Below are 17691 nucleotides of genomic sequence, written 5' to 3'. Positions count from 1 at the left end.
CTAACCTCCAATAAATTGTTTTGAAACTCTTATGTCACCACTGTAAAAATCTCGTATATCTTTAACTCCATACTTTAGCATAGCGACCCGCTCTATTCCAATTCCAAAAGCAAATCCTTTTACTTCTGAAGGGTCATATCCTGCGTTTTTCAAAACATTAGGATGAACCATTCCAGCCCCTAAAATTTCAACCCAACCTGTATCAGAACAAGTACTACATCCGTTGCCTTCACACATAATGCAACTGATATCTACCTCAGCACTAGGTTCAGTAAAAGGAAAGTAACTAGGCCTTAACCTAATTTTTTTATTTGTGCCAAACATTTTTTGTGCAAATAACAATAATGTACCTTTAAGGTCAGCCATAGTAATGTCTTTATCAATAACTAGGCCCTCTATTTGTTGAAAAATTGGTGAATGGGTTGGATCATCATCTTTTCTAAATACCCTCCCAGGACTGGCAATCTTAACTGGCAATTTCCCCTGCTTGTTTAACATTGTTCTTATCTGAACTGGAGAGGTATGGGTCCTTAGTAAAAACTCTTTAGTAATATAAAATGTATCTTGCATATCCCTAGCGGGATGAGTAGAGGGCAAGTTCAGCGCCTCAAAATTAAAGTATTCATTTTCAATCTCCGGTCCTTCCACAATTTCATAACCCATGGACATAAAAACTTCTTCCATCTTTCTCTTTACTATAGTCAGAGGATTAAGACCACCTATATTCCTTTTTACACCTGGGAGGGTTATATCGATCGTTTCCTGGGTAAGCTTTTGCTCCATCTCCTTTTGTTTTAGCTCTTTTTCTCTATCACAAACCAACTCTTGAATTTGTTCTTTAACTTCGTTAGCATATTTACCAACGACAGGCCTCTCTTCTGGGGATAATGAACCCATTTGTCGTAAAACAGCTGTTATCTCTCCTTTTTTACCTAAATACTTTACCCTTAAATCATTTAGTTGTTCTAAAGTGTTAGCCCCATCTATTTCATTAGTTGCAATCTTTAAAATAGAATTTAACTTATCTCTCATTTTATAAATCCCTCCAAAACATTTTAATTTTTTATATAAAAAAATCCGCCCCAAAAAAATTGGGACGGACTAATCCGCGGTACCACCCAAGTTGCTTATAAAAGCCACTCATCACTATAACGGAGTGCGCCGGGCAAACTTACTAAAAATTTTCAGCTTGCCGATTTGAAAGTGAATTCGATATATGTTACCTCAAGAGCTTTCAGCCTTAAGACTCTTTTTTCTGTAAAGCTAACCATATACCTACTATCTTTCGCTTTATCATTTAACGATGCTTATACTTTTTTTATACTTTAAGTAATATGTCACTACTCCGGTCTTAACAAACAACCTCCAAAACTTTTCATTACCCATATAACATTCCCTCCCGGCAATAGTATATAAGCAATTATAGCATATTTTCTGATTCTTTACAAATACATTACTATTTCTCCTGAAGTTTGTATAGCATTATTCCAGTTGCTATAGCAACATTTAAAGATTCAATATCCCCATATATAGGTAGCCTAACCCTTTCACCTGGTATAGCTTTTATCTCATCGCATACACCATAGGCTTCATTCCCTACTGCTAAACAATAGTTTTTAGTAGGCAGTTTTATATTATGCCACAACTCACCACCAAGATCACTTATTATTAATGTTAGCTGGTTTAACAAAATAAATTCTTTAAGATCATTAGTTTTTATATCATATACAATTGGTATACTATGAATTGCTCCCATCGAAGACCTCAACACTTTGTCATTAAACAAATCCACTGTTCCTTTAAGCAACAAAATACCATCTGTACCACTGGCAACAGCAGTTCTTATGATAGTACCCAGGTTTCCAGGATCTTTGACTTTATCTACTATAAGATAGTTTCCTTTCTGCAATTCATCTAACGCAAAGTCGGGTTTTTCAACTAATGCCGCAATTCCCTGAGTTGTTTCTGTGCTAGCTATAGCTTGAAACACTTTATTACTTACTAACATTACTTTACTTTCTGAAACCCTTTTAGTTAAATGATTAAACTTTCTTTCTAATCCTTCTTTTATGATAATTTTTTCAATATAGTTGCGGGAATTTTCCAGCAACTCACCTACAAACCTCTCACCTTCTGCTAAATAAAAAATTTCTTTACTTTTTTTGCCTTTTCTTTTGCTATGTAAAACTTTCTTAATTAAAGGATTTTCTGTTGAAGTTATCACTTTTTATGGTCCTCAACTTTATTAAGACTTTTATTGCTGCCTATAACCACCAAAATATCACCTTCTTTAATTATAGCATCAGCAGTGGGTGAGACATTAATGTTATCACCTGTTTTAATTGCCATGACATTAATTCCTATTTTTGCCCTTAAATCTAACTTAGCCAGACTTTTGGACACCATAAAATCAGGAGCTGTAATCTCTGCTATACTATAGTCAGGTGCTAACTCTATATAGTCCAAAATATTGGTAGTAGTTAAATTATTTGCTACACGGGTACCCATATCTCTTTCAGGGAATACAACCCTATCAGCTCCTGTCTTCCAAAGAACTTTTCCATGTAATTCATTTTGAGCTTTAGCAACCACGTATGGCACACCCATATCCTTTAACAACAATGTAGCCAGTATACTAGCTTGAATATCCTGTCCTATGCCAACAATTCCAACATCAAAATTTCTAAGCCCTAAAGATTTTAGAGCATGCTCGTCTGTAGCATCAACTTGAATTACGTGGGTAGTAAACTCCACAGCTTCTTGAGTGCGCCCTTCACTTCTATCCAGCCCTAGAACCTCATATCCCATGTTATAAAGTTTTTTAGCTACGCTGTTTCCAAATCGACCTAGTCCTACTACTACAAATTGTTTCATCAAAATCCTCCTTTAACCTACCAATACCCGTTCCTCAGGATAACGAATCTTCGATTTACTATAACGGCGACCTAAAGCTAAAGCTAACGTTAGCGGTCCCACTCTCCCCATAAACATGACTACGATAATTATCCCTTTACCAACTGCAGTAAGTTCTGAAGTTATTCCTGTGCTTAAACCTACAGTGCCAAAGGCAGAAACCACTTCAAAAAAAATGTTCATAAAATCTTGTTCTTCAGTTTGTGAAAGTATTATGGTAACCAAGCCAACAACAACAAAGCCTATAACTATTATCGAAAGAGCTTTAAGAACTATATGATAAGGTATACGTCGACGCATTAAGTTAACTTCATCTCCACCTTTTATTATAGCATACACTGCTATCAACAGCACCCCAAATGTGGTGGTTTTTATTCCACCTCCGGTAGAAGCTGGAGATGCTCCTATAAACATTAAAATCAACATAAAAAATAACGTTCCCGATTCTAGGGCACCAGTATCTATAGTATTAAAACCTGCAGTTCTAACTGTTGCTCCTGTAAAAAAAGCCGGCATTATTTTCTCTATAAACGAAAGCTCACCCAAGGTTGCTGGATTATTATATTCTAGAATAAAAATGCCAAAAAATCCAACCAACAATAAAATTGATGTAAGTAGTAAAACAAATTTACTATGTAAAGCCATTTTTTTAATGGAACCCCTTGTATATATGTCAACTATAACTGTAAAACCAAGGCCTCCGAAAATAAATAGCCCCATTATAACAGTGTTGACAACGAAATCATCTCTATATAGAGTTAGGCCTACTCCCCCGCCCATAATATCGAAACCTGCATTACAAAAGGCGGAAATTGCATGAAATACCCCCATATACATCCCCTGCCCAAAAGATATATCGGCGCTTTGTGAAAACCTTACTCCTAATATTAGAGCAGCTACTCCTTCGATGACCAATGTTAAAATAATAATACTTTTTGTGAGCCGCACCAGACCTGACAAAGTAATTTGATTTAGCGCTTCTTGTATAACAAGTCTTCCTTTTAAAGTTATCTTTTTCCCTAAAACAAGAAAAATCAAAGTAGCCATGGTCATAAACCCTAAACCACCAGCTTGTATCAACAACATTATAACTACCTGACCAAAAATTGAAAAGTGAGTACCTGTATCAACTACCACAAGCCCAGTTACACAAACAGCTGATGTGGCTGTAAATAGCGCATCAAGGGGACCTAATGGTTCTCCCGAGGCAGTAGCCATAGGGAGAGATAGTAGTATCGTCCCCACCAAAATTAACATTAAAAACCCCACAACCAAAACTTGAGCAGGAGAGGGTTGGAATTTATCTGTAAACATCCCCTTACTTCCTTTCTTTAGGTTGTACTATTCACCTATCTCTAATTTTACAAAAAAAGCGCAATTATATGCGCTTTTGATTAAATATTTTCTTTTGCAACAGTTACTAGCTGTTGAAAACCATTGCTATCATTTACAGCCATATCTGCCAACATTTTTCTGTTAACATCTACACCTGCATTTTTTAAGCCATTTATCATCTTGCTATAGGTTAAGCCATTATTTCTAGCTTCAGCATTAATCCTAGCTATCCATAGCTTTCTAAATTCTCTTTTCTTATTCTTTCTATCACGATAAGCATAGGTAAGAGATTTAATTACCTGCTCATTTGCTCTTCTAAATAACTTACTCTTTGACCCATAATAACCTTTAGCCAGTTTTATTGTTTTTTTATGACGTTTTCTGGTTTGTACACCAGGCTTTACTCTAGGCATTTTTGTCAACCTCCTTTTTCAAATATATTACGGCAGTAGTTTCCCGATTCTTTTTTCATCACTTTTACTTACTAAGTCACCTTTTCTTAGCTGACGCTTACGCTTAGAAGTTTTCTTAGTTTTAATATGCTCTGCAAAAGCGCTACTTCTTTTGATTTTACCATTTTTATTTTTTCTAAATCTTTTTTTAGCTCCGCTGTGAGTTTTCATCTTTGGCATAACTATTTCCTCCTCTCTAGCTATTTTTAGGGGCTAAGACCATAATCATGTTTCTTCCTTCAAGCTTTGCTTTTTTCTCAACGGTTCCTATATCAGCAACTTCTTCAGCTACACGTTCACAAAGTCTTTGCCCAATTTGAGGATGGGTAACTTCCCTACCCCTAAACATAATCGTAACTTTGACTTTGTCCTGCTTTTTCAGGAATCTAATAACGTTTCTTAACTTAGTCTGAAAGTCATGCTCATCAATTTTAGGTCTTAATTTTACTTCTTTTACGCTAATTACATGTTGTTTCTTTTTCGCTTCTTTTTCCTTCTTTGCTTGTTCGTACTTATACTTGCCCACATCCATTATTCTGCATACTGGCGGACGTGCCTGTGGAGCTACGGCAACCAAGTCTAATCCCTGCTCTGCAGCCATTTCTCTAGCTTTTGCTGATGAAACAACTCCTTGTTGCCCACCATCACTACCTATTAAGCGAACTTCCTTAAATCGAATATCCTCATTTGTCATAAGGTCTTTACGAATAATTTTCCACCTCCTAATTTTAACTAAAAAGGTGTTAACCACCTTCTAAGTACAAGCCATCAAATAAACAAAAAAGGGCGGATGATAGCATCCGCCCTTTGATATACATAGACATAAAATATATCAAAAATAATTCCCTTAACCTTACGAGCTCGCAGCTGCAAGGTGAGAAGCGGATGGCCTCTACTTGTAACAATTTATATACTACACCTAATTTCAACAGTTGTCAAGTCAATGTTATTTCTTGCTTTTAATTTCTTCAGTTACCTTGTGAATGAAATCATTTTTATCAACTAAACCCAACTCACCTTTATCTCTTGACCTTACATTAACACCATTCTGTTCTACTTCCTTATCTCCCACTATAAGCATAAACGGTATTTTATTTAATTGACCTTCTCTAATCTTATATCCAACTTTTTCGTTCCGATCATCAAGTTTTACCCTAACTCCATGGACTTCAAGTTGTTTCTTTATAGCTCTACAATAATTATTATGTTTATCACTTATAGGCATTAATCTTACTTGCTCAGGAGCAATCCATAGAGGAAACGCTCCAGCATAATGCTCAATTAGTAAGCCTAAGAATCTGTCCACAGCTCCTAAAACTACCCTGTGTACAACTACAGGCCTATGTTTTTCTCCATCTTCTCCTACATATGTTAACTTAAATCTTTCTGGTAACATAAAGTCTAATTGGATAGTTCCACATTGCCAGCTTCTTCCTAGTGAATCCTCTAAGTGAAAATCAATTTTCGGTCCATAGAATGCTCCATCACCTTCATTAACTTCAAAATCCAGTTTTTTATTTATAAGAACTGATTTTAACGCATCAATAGCCTTGTCCCATATTTCATCAGAACCTATCGCTTTTTCTGGTTTTGTACTAAGCTCGAGTTTATATTTGAAACCAAAAACGCTATATATGTCATCTATGAGTTGAATTATTGAGCTGATTTCATCTTCAATTTGATCTGGAAGCATAAATATATGGGCATCATCTTGTGTAAAACTCCTGACCCTCATTAAACCATGAAGAGTGCCAGACAGCTCCCTTCTATGCACCAATCCCAACTCTGCCATTCTTATAGGAAAGTCACGGTAACTATAATGTTTGTTTTGATATATCAACATAGCCCCAGGACAATTCATTGGTTTTATGGCAAAATTTTCTTCATCAACTTCAGAAAAATACATGTTTTCGCGATAGTTTTCCCAATGCCCCGACTGCTCCCATAGCCTTTGATTCATCATAATCGGCGTTTGAATCTCATTATAACCATATTCGTTATGTTTTTCTCGCCAATAGTTAAGCACTTCATTTCTCAGCACCATTCCTTTTGCATGATAAAATGGCATTCCTGGTGCTTCATCATTTACACTAAACAAATCTAATTGCTTGCCTAGTTTTCTATGATCCCTCTTTTTGGCCTCTTCCAGCTTATAGAGATGTTCATCGAGCAACTTCTTTTTAGGAAAAGCTGTTCCATAAATTCTTTGTAACATAGGATTTTTTTCATCCCCGCGCCAATATGCCCCAGCTACACTTAATAATTTAAATGCCTTTAACCTCTTTGATGAAGGTATATGAGGGCCCGCACAAAGATCAATAAAATCTTGCTGTTTATAATAGGATATTTCATCATCTTCACTAAGATCGCTTATTAGCTCAACCTTGTAATCTTCACCTTTATTCTTAAACATCTCTATAGCTTCCTGTTTAGAAAGAATATTTCTCTCAAACTTAATATCTCTTTTTATGATTTCCTGCATTTTGTCTTCGATTTTTCCGAAATCCTCTGGCGACAGCTTAGCACCTAGGTCAAAGTCATAATAAAAACCATCTTTTATACTTGGACCTATACCTAGCTTTACATCAGGGTATAGCTCTGTTACTGCTTGAGCCATAATATGCGCTGCACTATGTCTAAAAACTTCCTTACCTTCTTCGGAATCAAAAGTTATTATATCGACTGTGCAGTCATGACTAATTGTTTTGTCTAAATCGACTAGCTTTCCATCAACCTTACCTGCAATAGCTTCTTTCACCAACCTAGAACTAATAGACTTTGCAATCTCATAAATCGAAACTTCGTCTTCAAACTCTTTGACGCTTCCATCCTTTAATGTAACTTTTACCATCTTATAAACCTCCCACTTTTCAAAAATAACAAAAAAAACGTCCCTAAAAAAGGGACGATGAGTACCGTGGTTCCACCCTAGTTAAAAGATTTATACCTTTTCACTTAGAAGATTTCTTAACGGTTATCAACCGGCACAGGTTCTTCCTGTCAGCTCCAGGACGGTTTTCCCTAACTTCCTTTTAAGTAGACTTCCAGCCTTGATCCACCTTCTCTATAAAAGTCAATTAAATACTTTTCCCTTCATAGCCTTTATCATTTTAGGTTATTATATTTTTTTTTTAAGTTTTTGTCAACCCTCCTCCCCATTTTCTTCGATTTTTTCATAGTCTTGACTGCAATTTGAGCAACCTAAACATATATCTACTCTGTCATCAAATATACTATTGACAGTTCTCAAAAGTTCTTCTCCCGAATAAAAATCTTTTATGTGAACACAAACCTTTAAAGGTGAGTTAGTAACTAAAGAACTTATAATTCCATCACCGCCACATATTTCTAGGCAGCTTTCCTTTGTTATAATCTCATTGTTGCTGTCCTTTAATAGATAGAACCCATCTTTTTTTAATAAATGTACTTCCTTCTCTTTAGGTTGCTGAACGCTGATAAAGTATTTTAAAAGCCTAATAAAGTCATTATACTCTTTTTCCAGCTTCAAATCATCAGCAGCTTGCTCTACAAAGTTTTCTAGTTTACTAAAATAACCTTTTAACCTAAATCGCAAAAAACCTTCCACATTGATTTGAGATTCATTAAGTAAGTGTTCCAATACTTGACTTGAAATATATTCTTTAGCTTCCTCTTTACGATTGTGAACTTCATCAAACTCTCTTAAAATCTTTAAAGATTTCAAATAAACCTTATTTTGTTCCCTTTCTTTTAAAGAAGAATAGCTTTCTCTAACAAGTTTTTCAACTATTGGCTTTTCCAGCACTTCAACTATATACTCTGCTAGCGCTAATGAGACTCTTTTTAAAACTTTTTGTTTTTGGAATAACGTCAGTTTTTTTTCTGAAACTGAGCATCCTAAAAAAGTTGTGGGTCCATTGTTGTCCTCACTTACCTCTACTCCTATCCCTTCCTGTCTTAGTGGTATGATCATGTTTTGCTCAAGACAGGTCTTAAACTGTTCTTTAAATTGTTCAGTTCCTATAGTTAAGCTTTCCATGTTGTCCCCCCTTACTTAGGTTTCTAAAAATATTATATGAGTGATAGTTGTGTTATATACAGTATAAAAGTAAATCAAAAATAATACTAAAAATAATCCCTACAAAACAAAAACATCGTAGCGTTTAGAAAGCGCCAGCGATGTTCTTCATATAAGTATATAACTTTCCTAACCTTATGTATATGTTAGCATAAAACCAATAATTAAATGCATATAAACATAAAAAAACAGCCTAAAAAGACTGCTAACTGTTTATGGTGGGTCTGGCGCGGATTGAACGCGCGACTTCTACCCTGTCAAGGTAGCACTCTCCCGCTGAGTTACAGACCCGAGCAAAAAAACTGCTGAATGTTGATACATGAGATATTATAGCACTTTTATACTGGTAAAGCAAGTAAAAAATAATTGGTATTAAAAAGCTATCTATAACGTTCTTTCATACTTTTTGATAATTACATTTACTATGCTATACCATTTTTCTACTTCCTTAAAGTTTTGAACATAACCATGTTCGCTTTTTTTAAAGGGTACCAAGGAGTTTATCCCATATATAAAAAAGTTCGGCTCAGCAATGTTATCGGTGGTAATTTTTAAGCCTAGCTCAGTTATGTTCTGCTCTTTTACTTGGTCACTGGAAAGCCCTCCAATAACTGCCCCAGTAGTACCAGCTACAGCACCACCTAAAATTGCTCCTGCAGCTTGGCTGCCTCTTGAAGTTTTATAAATAGTAGTTCCATTTTCAACTATTTCACACATATAGATATCTTTGTAGCTAACTAGCTCATGAGTTATACTACCATCCTCTTTTTTAACAAAACAAAGTTTTTCCCTAGTTTCATCAATTGCTATACCCCTATTAATAATTCCTTCTATGTTGCCAAATCCTTCATAGGTACCATTAGTGTCAAAATCGGGTATATTTTGTATATAATCTTTTAACTCCTGCCTTCCCCCTTGAACTTCGTCACTCATATTCTTAATTAGCATAAATTTAATAACGAAAAAAACGACAACAAAAAATATTATCATTAGTAAAAATCCCATTTTATTCACTCCTAAAACTTATTAAAAAAGCTATCAATATTATACAATGTTTTAAGTAAATAAAAAAACCTGAGTGCATGCACTCAGGTTTACAGGCAATTTGGTGCCGAGGACCGGAATCGAACCGGTACGGACATATAATGTCCGAGGGATTTTAAGTCCCTTGCGTCTGCCTGTTCCGCCACCCCGGCATATTTGTGGAGGCGGCACCCAGATTTGAACTGGGGAATAAAGGATTTGCAGTCCTCTGCCTTACCACTTGGCTATGCCGCCAATTTTTCTGGAGCGGAAGACGGGATTTGAACCCGCGACCCTCGCCTTGGCAAGGCGATGCTCTACCACTGAGCCACTTCCGCATATTTATTTAAGATGGTGCCTCAGGGCAGAATCGAACTGCCGACACGAGGATTTTCAGTCCTCTGCTCTACCGACTGAGCTACCGAGGCACAAAATGGCGGAGCTGACGGGAGTCGAACCCGCGATCTCCTGCGTGACAGGCAGGCATGTTAACCACTACACCACAGCTCCATGTCTTAACAACAATACCTATTATAACTCGTATCTAATCTCTTGTCAACATCTTTTTTGAAAATCCTTGGTGTTTTAGAAAACTGTAAAATCACAAAAGAGTAAACCTTAAAATTTTGGTGCGAGAGGCGGGACTTGAACCCGCACGGTATTAAACCACATGTCCCTCAAACATGCCTGTCTGCCTGTTCCAGCACTCTCGCTCGCCAAAAATATTATATAATTTCCAACATACTATGTCAAGCTATTTAAAATAAAAACCACATCAGAATAAGGATCATCCATAGGTGGTGGCCCTATAAAAATATATATTAGCACACATATTATAATAAGAGGTAACATAAATAACAACAGTTGGGGTAAATATGCCTTGAAAGCTGCTATTACTAATACCAGGGCCTCCTTATTGCTTACATCTGTATTTGTTAATTCATCATCAAATCTTTGCTCATTATATACCCTTTCTTCATGAGTTTTATTAATTTTAGGTGGTTTTTCTTTATGGTACATACTATCACCGCCTTCTAATCATATATTATTATACTTTATATAACTACTTTTTACAAAACCAATCATTTCATACAATAATAAAAATACTAATGGCCACACAATAATTTAAATCCAGGTGGACAATCCACCTGGATTTAAAATTATTTATCCATTAAATGACAAGCTACATAATGTTCATTTCCAACATCTCTAAACTCAGGCTCTTCTTCTTTACACCTGTCCATCGCATAGCGACAACGGGTATGGAACCTACATCCCTTTGGCGGGTTGACAGGACTTGGAACATCCCCTGTCAAAATAATTTTTTCTTGGCGGATTTCTGGATCTGGAATAGGTACCGCAGATAGAAGTGCTTGGGTGTAAGGATGTTGTGGATTGTCGTATAATGTATCTTTATCAGCCATTTCTACCATCTTACCTAAATACATTACTCCCACTCTATCGCTTATGTGCTTAACTACACTTAAATCATGGGCAATAAAAACATAAGTCAACCCAAATTCTTCTTGTAAATCTTCTAGAAGGTTTATTACTTGAGATTGAATTGAAACATCTAAAGCAGAAACCGGCTCATCTAATATAATTAACTCAGGATTTAAAGCTAAAGCCCTAGCTACTCCAATTCTCTGACGTTGTCCTCCACTAAACTCATGGGGGTAACGGCGGATATGATAAGGGCTTAGACCAACGACATCTAATAGCTCAGCCACTTTTTTGTACTTTTCCGCCCCCTTCTTTATATTATGAATATCAAGGGGTTCACCTACAATATCTCCAACAGTCATACGTGGATTCAACGAAGAATAAGGGTCTTGAAATACAAACTGCATATTTCTTCTTACTTTTCTTAAATTATCTTTATCGAAATCAGCTATATTTTGCCCTTTGAATATTATATCTCCACTAGTAGGCTCTATCAAACGAAGTAAGGTCTTTCCAGTTGTGGATTTCCCACAGCCTGACTCACCTACTATCCCCAGAGTTTCACCTTTTTTAACAAAAAAACTTACTCCGTCAACTGCCTTTACATGGCCAATAGTCCTTGAAAACACACCACCTTTAATAGGAAAGTGTTTATATAAGTCTCTAACCTCTAGCAGGTTTTCATGGGCTTGTTCTTCATTTGCTTTAAAATTTTTCTTTACTTCTTTTTCTGGTGAAGTACTCACATTTCCCACCTCCTTTTAATTTCTCAACCAACAAGCTACAGTGTGTCCTTTCCCTTGATCTTCCAATTGTGGTTTTTCTTCTTTACATTTATCCATTACATGGGGACAACGAGGATGGAATCGACATCCAGTTGGCATATCCAAGGGATTAGGAACAGTACCTTTAATAGAGTCCAAACGTTCCTTTCTTTCATCTAAGCTTGGAATCGAATTTAAAAGACCTTGCGTATATGGATGCATAGGAGACTTGAAAATTTCCTTTACTGGTGCTTCCTCCACCACTCGACCTGCATACATAACAATAACACGATCAACAGTTTCTGCTATTACTCCTAAATCATGAGTAATTAAAATAATGGAAGTTCCCAGCTCTCTTTTTAATTTTTTCATTAACTCTAAAATCTGTGCTTGTATAGTAACATCCAAAGCTGTGGTTGGCTCATCTGCAAATAGCAACTTAGGATTGCAAGAAAGGGCCATAGCTATCATAACCCTTTGCCTCATACCACCACTTAATTGATGGGGGTATTCATTTACCCTTTTTTCCGGTAGAGGTATCCCCACAAGGGTAAGCATCTCAATTGCATGTTTAACTGCCTCTTTATGAGCTTTCCCCTGGTGTAGTTTTATTGCTTCAGTAATCTGATCTCCCACTGTATAAACAGGGTTAAGTGATGTCATAGGTTCTTGGAAAATCATTGACATCTCATTTCCCCTAAGTTTTCTCATCTCTGCTTCTGATAAACTCAGCAAGTCTTTGCCATCAAAAGTTATTTCACCATCTTCTATTTTTCCTGGAGGATTTGGGATAAGTCTCATAACCGAAAGTGAAGTTACACTTTTTCCACACCCTGACTCTCCAACAATCCCTAAGGTTTCACCAGGCTCAACGTCAAAGTTCACACCATCTATTGCAGGCACGACTCCGTCTTCAGTATAAAAATATGTCTTAAGATTTTTTACGCTAAGAAGTTTTTCCGACATCAGCTCACCTACTTTCCTTTATATTATTATTGTTTAAGTCTTGGATCCAAAGAATCTCTCAAACCATCACCTAAGAAGTTATAACCCAAAATAGTCAAGAAAATAAATAATCCTGGGTAAGTTGTTAAGTGATGATGATCTCTCAAATAAGATTGTCCATCATTCAAAACATTTCCCCAACTAGGATCGGGGGGAGTTATTCCGATACCTAAGAAGCTTAAAGTCGTCTCAGTCAAAATCGCACCACCAACACCTAGAGTTATAGAAACAATTAAAGGGGCCATTGCATTTGGAAGGATATGCTTGAAAATAATTCTTATGTCACTAGCTCCTAGAGCTTGTGCTGCTTGTGTAAAATCCCTCTCCCTCAAAGATAAAAATTCAGCTCTTACCAAACGACATATGCCAGTCCAACCAGTTAATCCAATAACAACCATTATAAGCATTATGCCCCCGCCATCAAATAACGCTAAGATAGTTAACAATAAAAACAAAAGTGGGAAGCTCATAATTATCTCCGTAAAGCGCATAATAATCATATCTACAGCGCCGCCAAAATATCCTGCGCTAGCTCCCAAAATAATACCTATGGTTCCAGCAATCCCCATAGCTACAAACCCAACAGCTAAAGAGACCCTACCTCCCCATAGCACACGAGCCAAAACATCACGACCAAGGTGATCGGTACCTAGTGGATGCTCCCAGCTTTGTGGGGCAAGGTTATTATCAAGATTTTGACTTCTATAATGGTGTCCATGGGTACCGCCCCATGATATTTCCATATCACCAATTGAAAATTCAAATCCAGCGTATATTATAGGACCAAAAATAGCAGTAGAAAACATAATAATGAGAAGAATAAAACCTATAATAGCTGTTTTACTCCTTTTAAATCGTCTAATGAACGTTCTCCACATACTACTATCTTCAGCTTTTTTATCGGCCTCTTTCAATAGCTGCTCAGCATTAAGTTCTTTAACATCAACGTTTTTATTTTTTTTATCTGACATTTAAATACCCCCTTCCGGTTTTAGTCGAATCTTATTCTCGGATCTACAACAACATATGCTATATCTGCCAATAACATAAACACCATAGTAAGTGTCGCCATAACAGTGTTGAATGCCATAACAATATTGTAATCCCGCTGGCCTATAGCTTGAAATACTGTTCTACCTACTCCAGGCCACGAAAAAATTTGTTCAATAACTACAGACCCAGCTAAAAGACTAGGGATAGTAAAGGTTAGTATGGTCACTAGTGGGATCATACCATTTCTCAAAGCATGCTTATATATTACCACTCTTTCTGATAATCCTTTTGCACGGGCCGTTCTAATATAATCTTCTCTAATTACCTGCAGCATGCTAGCTCTCATATAACGGGTAAAACTTGCCATAGAATGAGTACCCATAACTATGGTTGGAAGAATCAAGTGTCGAATTCGATCCACTAAGACTACAAAAAGCCCATGGGTTTCTGTAGATACACCAATCGTTCGCATCTGCATTCCTGGCAGCCACTCTAGCCTTATATAGAATAAATATAATAGTAACAGCGCAAACCAGAAGTTGGGCATCGCTATACCAAAAAAAGTTAAAAAAGTAGCTATATAATCACCAACTGAGTACTGCCTCAACGCTGAAAATATCCCTACAGGTATCGCTATAACCAAAGCAAAAATCAAAGAAAAGAGATTTAGCTGAATAGTATTAGGCAACCTAGCAAGAAGAATTTCTAGTACTGGCTCACCTGTTCTAAAACTCCTCCCAAAATCACCGGTAACAAATGATTTAAACCATCTACCATATTGCACATAAACCGGGTCATTCAACCCCCATAATTCTTCTAGTCTCGCTAAATCATCTGGATGAGTCTCCGGACTCGCCATAATATCAATAGGCGAACCAGGTGCTAAATGAACAATTGAAAATGATACAATTGTTATTCCAATAAAAACTGGAATCATCTGTAAAAGCCTTCTTAAAATATACGTCGACATATTTAAACCTCCTTTAATAATTTGCGTTGATGCCAGGCCTTTATAAAGCTTTGTTCCCCCCTTCTAACAAAAATTTATAAAAGTCAGGATTTTTGGCTCCTGAAAAATAGTCTGTTGTATAATAGTTTGTGCTACAAAATTTAATATTCGATAATAACAAACAAAATTCCTTCTTTATATTAAAAAATTAATAGCTATTTCTCTTTGTTGCTACTATATATAGCCAAGATTTGTAAAGGTTCTGTTTTCAATTTCCCGTGCACTTAATTCTGTTATAATCTGTCTTACAACTCATTAAGTGCTGATACTGTTGAGATTTTTCTCTCTTTTGATAATTATTCTTTCATTTTGAATCTTACTTCTTTTATACTATATACACAGAATTAAAGCAATTGTTTTGAAAACTGTTAATTAAAATTTAAAATTTTTGTGTTTTTAGGTTTTAAAAGATGCCGACGTCATTGCGTCGGCATCTTCGTTGTTAACCAATGTAAAATGCCTATATTTAATTATTACTCAGCACTAATTTCCTCTATATGCCATTGTTCAGGATAGAATAAACCAGTATCTCCCACTTTATACCCCTCCATACCAATAGGCACCGCAATAGTTTGCTTTGTTGCAAATAAAAAGGTATATGGTAGATCCTCAGACATTATTTGCTGAAGCTCGGCATAATATTTCGCACGTTCTTCAGGGTCTACTACATTGCGACCCTTTTCTATTAACCGATCAACATCTTCATTTTCGTACGCAACATAATTTAATCCTGAATCTGCACTATCGCTGTGGAAAATATTATGGGGGTCAGGATCTCCTCCCAAATCCCATCCTAAAATAACAGCATGAAAGTCTCCTACATCAACGTGATTGTTTATAAAAGTTTGCCATTCTACAAGCTCAGGATCAGCTTTAACCCCAACTTCTCTTAGCTGTTCTTGAGCTATAACTTGCATATCCACTCTAGTATTATTTTCTGGGTGGGTCAGTAAAGTAAACTCAAACTTTTGATTGCTAATATCCCCATCTAAGTGTCTATAATCTGAGCCATCTACTTCTTTCCATCCAGCTTCATCTAGTAGTTCAGAAGCTTTGTCAGGATTATAGTCAAGTTTTGTTACATGATCTTCTGAATATGCCCAAGAAGATCTAGGGAAATGACTGTGCATAAGGTAACCTTGTCCCTCTAAAATTTGCTCAATAATTTGTTCACGATTAAAAGCATGTGTTATTGCTTGACGCACTTTAACATCTGTAAAAGGATTTATTTTATCATCACCAAAAGCCTCTTCTCTATGGTTATACCAAATAGCTGTATATCCCAGCTGGTCAACCTCTTCAAACTTAAGGGTATTATCTCCTTCAGGGCCTTTTTCTGCAATAATATGTTCTCTATCACTTGCCTGAACGTTGGCATAATTAATATCACCTTGCTCTAGTGCCCTCATTTGAGCATCAACGTCCTGTACATCGATAAATAGAATTTCTGAAATAAAAGGATATTCTTCATCCATCCAATAATTATCATTTCTTTCAAGCCTTACATACTCACCATCAACCCACTCACCCCACTTATAAGGTCCTGCTCCAATAACATCTACATTACGCCCTCTGTTTGCAGGGTGAGCATCAAGCTCGCTTATATCTTCTTTAGCTTGTTCTTCAAATATATGTTTGGGAATAATATTCCATGATAAATGTTGCATAATAGGACCAAAAGGCTCACTTAAAGTAAATTTAATTTGATAGTCATCTATAACTTCAATATTTTCAATATGCTGAAAGTTACCTCCTCGAGTCCCTGGGTAATCGGGATCCATCATGGTGCTAAACGTAAACTCTACATCATGGGCTGTAAGTTCTACACCATCATGAAATTTTACTCCTTCATGTAACCAAAAGGTGATTTCAGTGTCATCTTCACTGATATCCCAATCTTTTGCTATATGAGGAGCCAACTCGAATTCATGATCTCTTCTCATCATACCATCGAATAAATAGGGTATAATATCCCCAGATGCTGATTCCGTATACAAAATAGGATTGAAGTTATCTGGGCTACCCACCATAGCCCTTGTTATTTGCCCACCTGTGTCTGGCACAGCAGCTGGAGCACATCCTGCAGCAAATCCTACAATTAAAACCAAACTCAACATCAACACCAAACTTCTTTTCAACATTTTCATACCTCCCTATATTTTTTGAGCAACATTATATTAACATAATATCACTCCAACGAAACAAAGTAACTGTAATATTACTTTGTTAATACATGTATTCTATAAAAAATAGCAAACTCCTGCAAAAGTTACTTTTTTTTATTTTTTTGCATTAACTTCCCGTGTTTAATCGTTTTCTGCATGAAAATATATTACCTCTTCTCCTCTTTTTTGTCAACACCCTCTCCTTTTTATAGAAACAATTCAGTAATAATTCAGAATAGACCATTGTAATACATTTGTTGTCTATTCCTTTTGTAACTTTTGCTGCGTAATTTTACCAAAGCCAACTTTTTTGTTTAACTACTATTCAGCACCAGATACTCTCCGTTTCCAACTATTAGATCTTGATATATCTTAAAGTGGGGAATCCTACAAATAGTAACTTATATAACGCTAGTTATGTAGGTTTCTTAAGGTAAAATATTTCATACTCCAAGCTTAACATCTTCCAATTTGCAAATTTGGGCGGAGCGTTGATTAATTTTAATGCTATTTATTAACATAAAAAACATAA

16 protein-coding genes, 7 tRNA genes and 3 other annotated features are annotated in these 17691 nt (G+C 36.1%); all 23 genes read right to left on the bottom strand.

Annotated features, from left to right (window positions below; translation table 11 throughout):
• Positions 1 to 1032: a phenylalanine--tRNA ligase subunit alpha gene (gene pheS, locus PRVXT_RS04080; RefSeq protein ID WP_350344405.1), complete on the bottom strand. Its 1032-nt coding sequence runs from the start codon at positions 1030 to 1032 to the stop codon at positions 1 to 3.
• 57 nt (positions 1033 to 1089) lie between these two features.
• Positions 1090 to 1300, bottom strand: a binding site (T-box leader).
• A 156-nt stretch (positions 1301 to 1456) separates the two neighbouring features.
• Complete coding sequence (locus PRVXT_RS04075; protein ID WP_350344404.1) at positions 1457 to 2224, bottom strand: TrmH family RNA methyltransferase; 768 nt, start codon at positions 2222 to 2224, stop codon at positions 1457 to 1459.
• Positions 2221 to 2874 carry a potassium channel family protein gene (locus PRVXT_RS04070; protein ID WP_434064306.1) on the bottom strand — a complete coding sequence of 218 codons (654 nt, stop codon included), beginning with the start codon at positions 2872 to 2874 and terminating at the stop codon, positions 2221 to 2223. Before PRVXT_RS04070 ends, PRVXT_RS04075 begins: the two co-directional genes overlap by 4 nt.
• 12 nt (positions 2875 to 2886) lie before the next feature.
• The gene (locus PRVXT_RS04065; RefSeq protein ID WP_350344403.1) at positions 2887 to 4227 is read right to left on the bottom strand and encodes a TrkH family potassium uptake protein; all 1341 of its coding nucleotides are present in this window, start codon (positions 4225 to 4227) and stop codon (positions 2887 to 2889) included.
• 80 nt (positions 4228 to 4307) lie between these two features.
• A complete protein-coding gene (gene rplT / locus PRVXT_RS04060) occupies positions 4308 to 4661 on the bottom strand; it encodes a 50S ribosomal protein L20 (protein WP_350344402.1) in 354 nt (117 codons plus the stop codon).
• Between the two features lie 27 nt (positions 4662 to 4688).
• On the bottom strand, positions 4689 to 4880 hold the full coding sequence (gene rpmI / locus PRVXT_RS04055; protein WP_350344401.1) for a 50S ribosomal protein L35: 192 nt from the start codon (positions 4878 to 4880) through the stop codon (positions 4689 to 4691).
• A gap of 16 nt (positions 4881 to 4896) precedes the next feature.
• The gene (infC, locus tag PRVXT_RS04050; RefSeq protein WP_350345104.1) at positions 4897 to 5394 is read right to left on the bottom strand and encodes a translation initiation factor IF-3; all 498 of its coding nucleotides are present in this window, start codon (positions 5392 to 5394) and stop codon (positions 4897 to 4899) included.
• 78 nt (positions 5395 to 5472) lie between these two features.
• Positions 5473 to 5604: a sequence feature (ribosomal protein L20 leader region), on the bottom strand.
• Between the two features lie 42 nt (positions 5605 to 5646).
• Positions 5647 to 7551, bottom strand: coding sequence for a threonine--tRNA ligase (gene thrS / locus PRVXT_RS04045; RefSeq protein WP_350344400.1), 1905 nt, complete (start codon positions 7549 to 7551; stop codon positions 5647 to 5649).
• Between the two features lie 47 nt (positions 7552 to 7598).
• Positions 7599 to 7806 (bottom strand) — a binding site (T-box leader).
• A gap of 36 nt (positions 7807 to 7842) precedes the next feature.
• Complete coding sequence (ytxC, locus tag PRVXT_RS04040; RefSeq protein ID WP_350344399.1) at positions 7843 to 8718, bottom strand: putative sporulation protein YtxC; 876 nt, start codon at positions 8716 to 8718, stop codon at positions 7843 to 7845.
• Positions 8719 to 8973: 255 nt separating this feature from the next.
• A tRNA-Val gene (locus PRVXT_RS04035) sits at positions 8974 to 9048 on the bottom strand.
• A gap of 93 nt (positions 9049 to 9141) precedes the next feature.
• Positions 9142 to 9762: a hypothetical protein gene (locus tag PRVXT_RS04030; protein ID WP_350344398.1), complete on the bottom strand. Its 621-nt coding sequence runs from the start codon at positions 9760 to 9762 to the stop codon at positions 9142 to 9144.
• A 101-nt stretch (positions 9763 to 9863) separates the two neighbouring features.
• A tRNA-Leu gene (locus PRVXT_RS04025) sits at positions 9864 to 9953 on the bottom strand.
• A gap of 7 nt (positions 9954 to 9960) precedes the next feature.
• Positions 9961 to 10035: transfer RNA gene (locus PRVXT_RS04020), tRNA-Cys, on the bottom strand.
• Positions 10036 to 10043: 8 nt separating this feature from the next.
• A tRNA-Gly gene (locus PRVXT_RS04015) sits at positions 10044 to 10118 on the bottom strand.
• Between the two features lie 14 nt (positions 10119 to 10132).
• Positions 10133 to 10208, bottom strand: a tRNA-Phe gene (locus PRVXT_RS04010).
• A 6-nt stretch (positions 10209 to 10214) separates the two neighbouring features.
• Positions 10215 to 10290: transfer RNA gene (locus PRVXT_RS04005), tRNA-Asp, on the bottom strand.
• A 117-nt stretch (positions 10291 to 10407) separates the two neighbouring features.
• Positions 10408 to 10493: transfer RNA gene (locus tag PRVXT_RS04000), tRNA-Leu, on the bottom strand.
• Positions 10494 to 10524: 31 nt separating this feature from the next.
• Positions 10525 to 10800, bottom strand: coding sequence for a hypothetical protein (locus PRVXT_RS03995; protein ID WP_350344397.1), 276 nt, complete (start codon positions 10798 to 10800; stop codon positions 10525 to 10527).
• Between the two features lie 140 nt (positions 10801 to 10940).
• Complete coding sequence (locus PRVXT_RS03990; RefSeq protein WP_350344396.1) at positions 10941 to 11969, bottom strand: ABC transporter ATP-binding protein; 1029 nt, start codon at positions 11967 to 11969, stop codon at positions 10941 to 10943.
• 15 nt (positions 11970 to 11984) lie between these two features.
• Positions 11985 to 12953: an ABC transporter ATP-binding protein gene (locus PRVXT_RS03985; RefSeq protein ID WP_350344395.1), complete on the bottom strand. Its 969-nt coding sequence runs from the start codon at positions 12951 to 12953 to the stop codon at positions 11985 to 11987.
• Between the two features lie 26 nt (positions 12954 to 12979).
• Positions 12980 to 13963: an ABC transporter permease gene (locus PRVXT_RS03980; protein WP_350344394.1), complete on the bottom strand. Its 984-nt coding sequence runs from the start codon at positions 13961 to 13963 to the stop codon at positions 12980 to 12982.
• Positions 13964 to 13983: 20 nt separating this feature from the next.
• A complete protein-coding gene (locus PRVXT_RS03975) occupies positions 13984 to 14955 on the bottom strand; it encodes an ABC transporter permease (protein ID WP_350344393.1) in 972 nt (323 codons plus the stop codon).
• Between the two features lie 512 nt (positions 14956 to 15467).
• Entirely contained in the window at positions 15468 to 17135 is a 1668-nt protein-coding gene (locus PRVXT_RS03970; protein WP_350344392.1) for a peptide-binding protein, read from the bottom strand.
• Positions 17136 to 17691: the final 556 nt, after the last annotated feature.

This window comes from Proteinivorax tanatarense (genome assembly GCF_040267685.1).
GTDB classification, from domain to species: Bacteria; Bacillota; Proteinivoracia; order Proteinivoracales; family Proteinivoracaceae; genus Proteinivorax; species Proteinivorax tanatarense.
Note: the sequence above shows the minus strand (reverse complement) of the source record. Positions and strands in the feature narration are given on the sequence as shown.

Excerpts from the sequence above, each read along its gene's own strand:
- pheS (WP_350344405.1), bottom strand. The coding sequence starts at position 1,032 with ATGAGAGATAAGTTAAATTCTATTTTAAAGATTGCAACTAATGAAATA.
- PRVXT_RS04070 (WP_434064306.1), bottom strand. The coding sequence starts at position 2,874 with ATGAAACAATTTGTAGTAGTAGGACTAGGTCGATTTGGAAACAGCGTA.
- PRVXT_RS04065 (WP_350344403.1), bottom strand. The coding sequence starts at position 4,227 with ATGTTTACAGATAAATTCCAACCCTCTCCTGCTCAAGTTTTGGTTGTG.
- rplT (WP_350344402.1), bottom strand. The coding sequence starts at position 4,661 with ATGCCTAGAGTAAAGCCTGGTGTACAAACCAGAAAACGTCATAAAAAA.
- rpmI (WP_350344401.1), bottom strand. The coding sequence starts at position 4,880 with ATGCCAAAGATGAAAACTCACAGCGGAGCTAAAAAAAGATTTAGAAAA.
- infC (WP_350345104.1), bottom strand. The coding sequence starts at position 5,394 with ATGACAAATGAGGATATTCGATTTAAGGAAGTTCGCTTAATAGGTAGT.
- thrS (WP_350344400.1), bottom strand. The coding sequence starts at position 7,551 with ATGGTAAAAGTTACATTAAAGGATGGAAGCGTCAAAGAGTTTGAAGAC.
- ytxC (WP_350344399.1), bottom strand. The coding sequence starts at position 8,718 with ATGGAAAGCTTAACTATAGGAACTGAACAATTTAAAGAACAGTTTAAG.
- PRVXT_RS04030 (WP_350344398.1), bottom strand. The coding sequence starts at position 9,762 with ATGGGATTTTTACTAATGATAATATTTTTTGTTGTCGTTTTTTTCGTT.
- PRVXT_RS03995 (WP_350344397.1), bottom strand. The coding sequence starts at position 10,800 with ATGTACCATAAAGAAAAACCACCTAAAATTAATAAAACTCATGAAGAA.
- PRVXT_RS03985 (WP_350344395.1), bottom strand. The coding sequence starts at position 12,953 with ATGTCGGAAAAACTTCTTAGCGTAAAAAATCTTAAGACATATTTTTAT.
- PRVXT_RS03980 (WP_350344394.1), bottom strand. The coding sequence starts at position 13,963 with ATGTCAGATAAAAAAAATAAAAACGTTGATGTTAAAGAACTTAATGCT.
- PRVXT_RS03975 (WP_350344393.1), bottom strand. The coding sequence starts at position 14,955 with ATGTCGACGTATATTTTAAGAAGGCTTTTACAGATGATTCCAGTTTTT.
- PRVXT_RS03970 (WP_350344392.1), bottom strand. The coding sequence starts at position 17,135 with ATGTTGAAAAGAAGTTTGGTGTTGATGTTGAGTTTGGTTTTAATTGTA.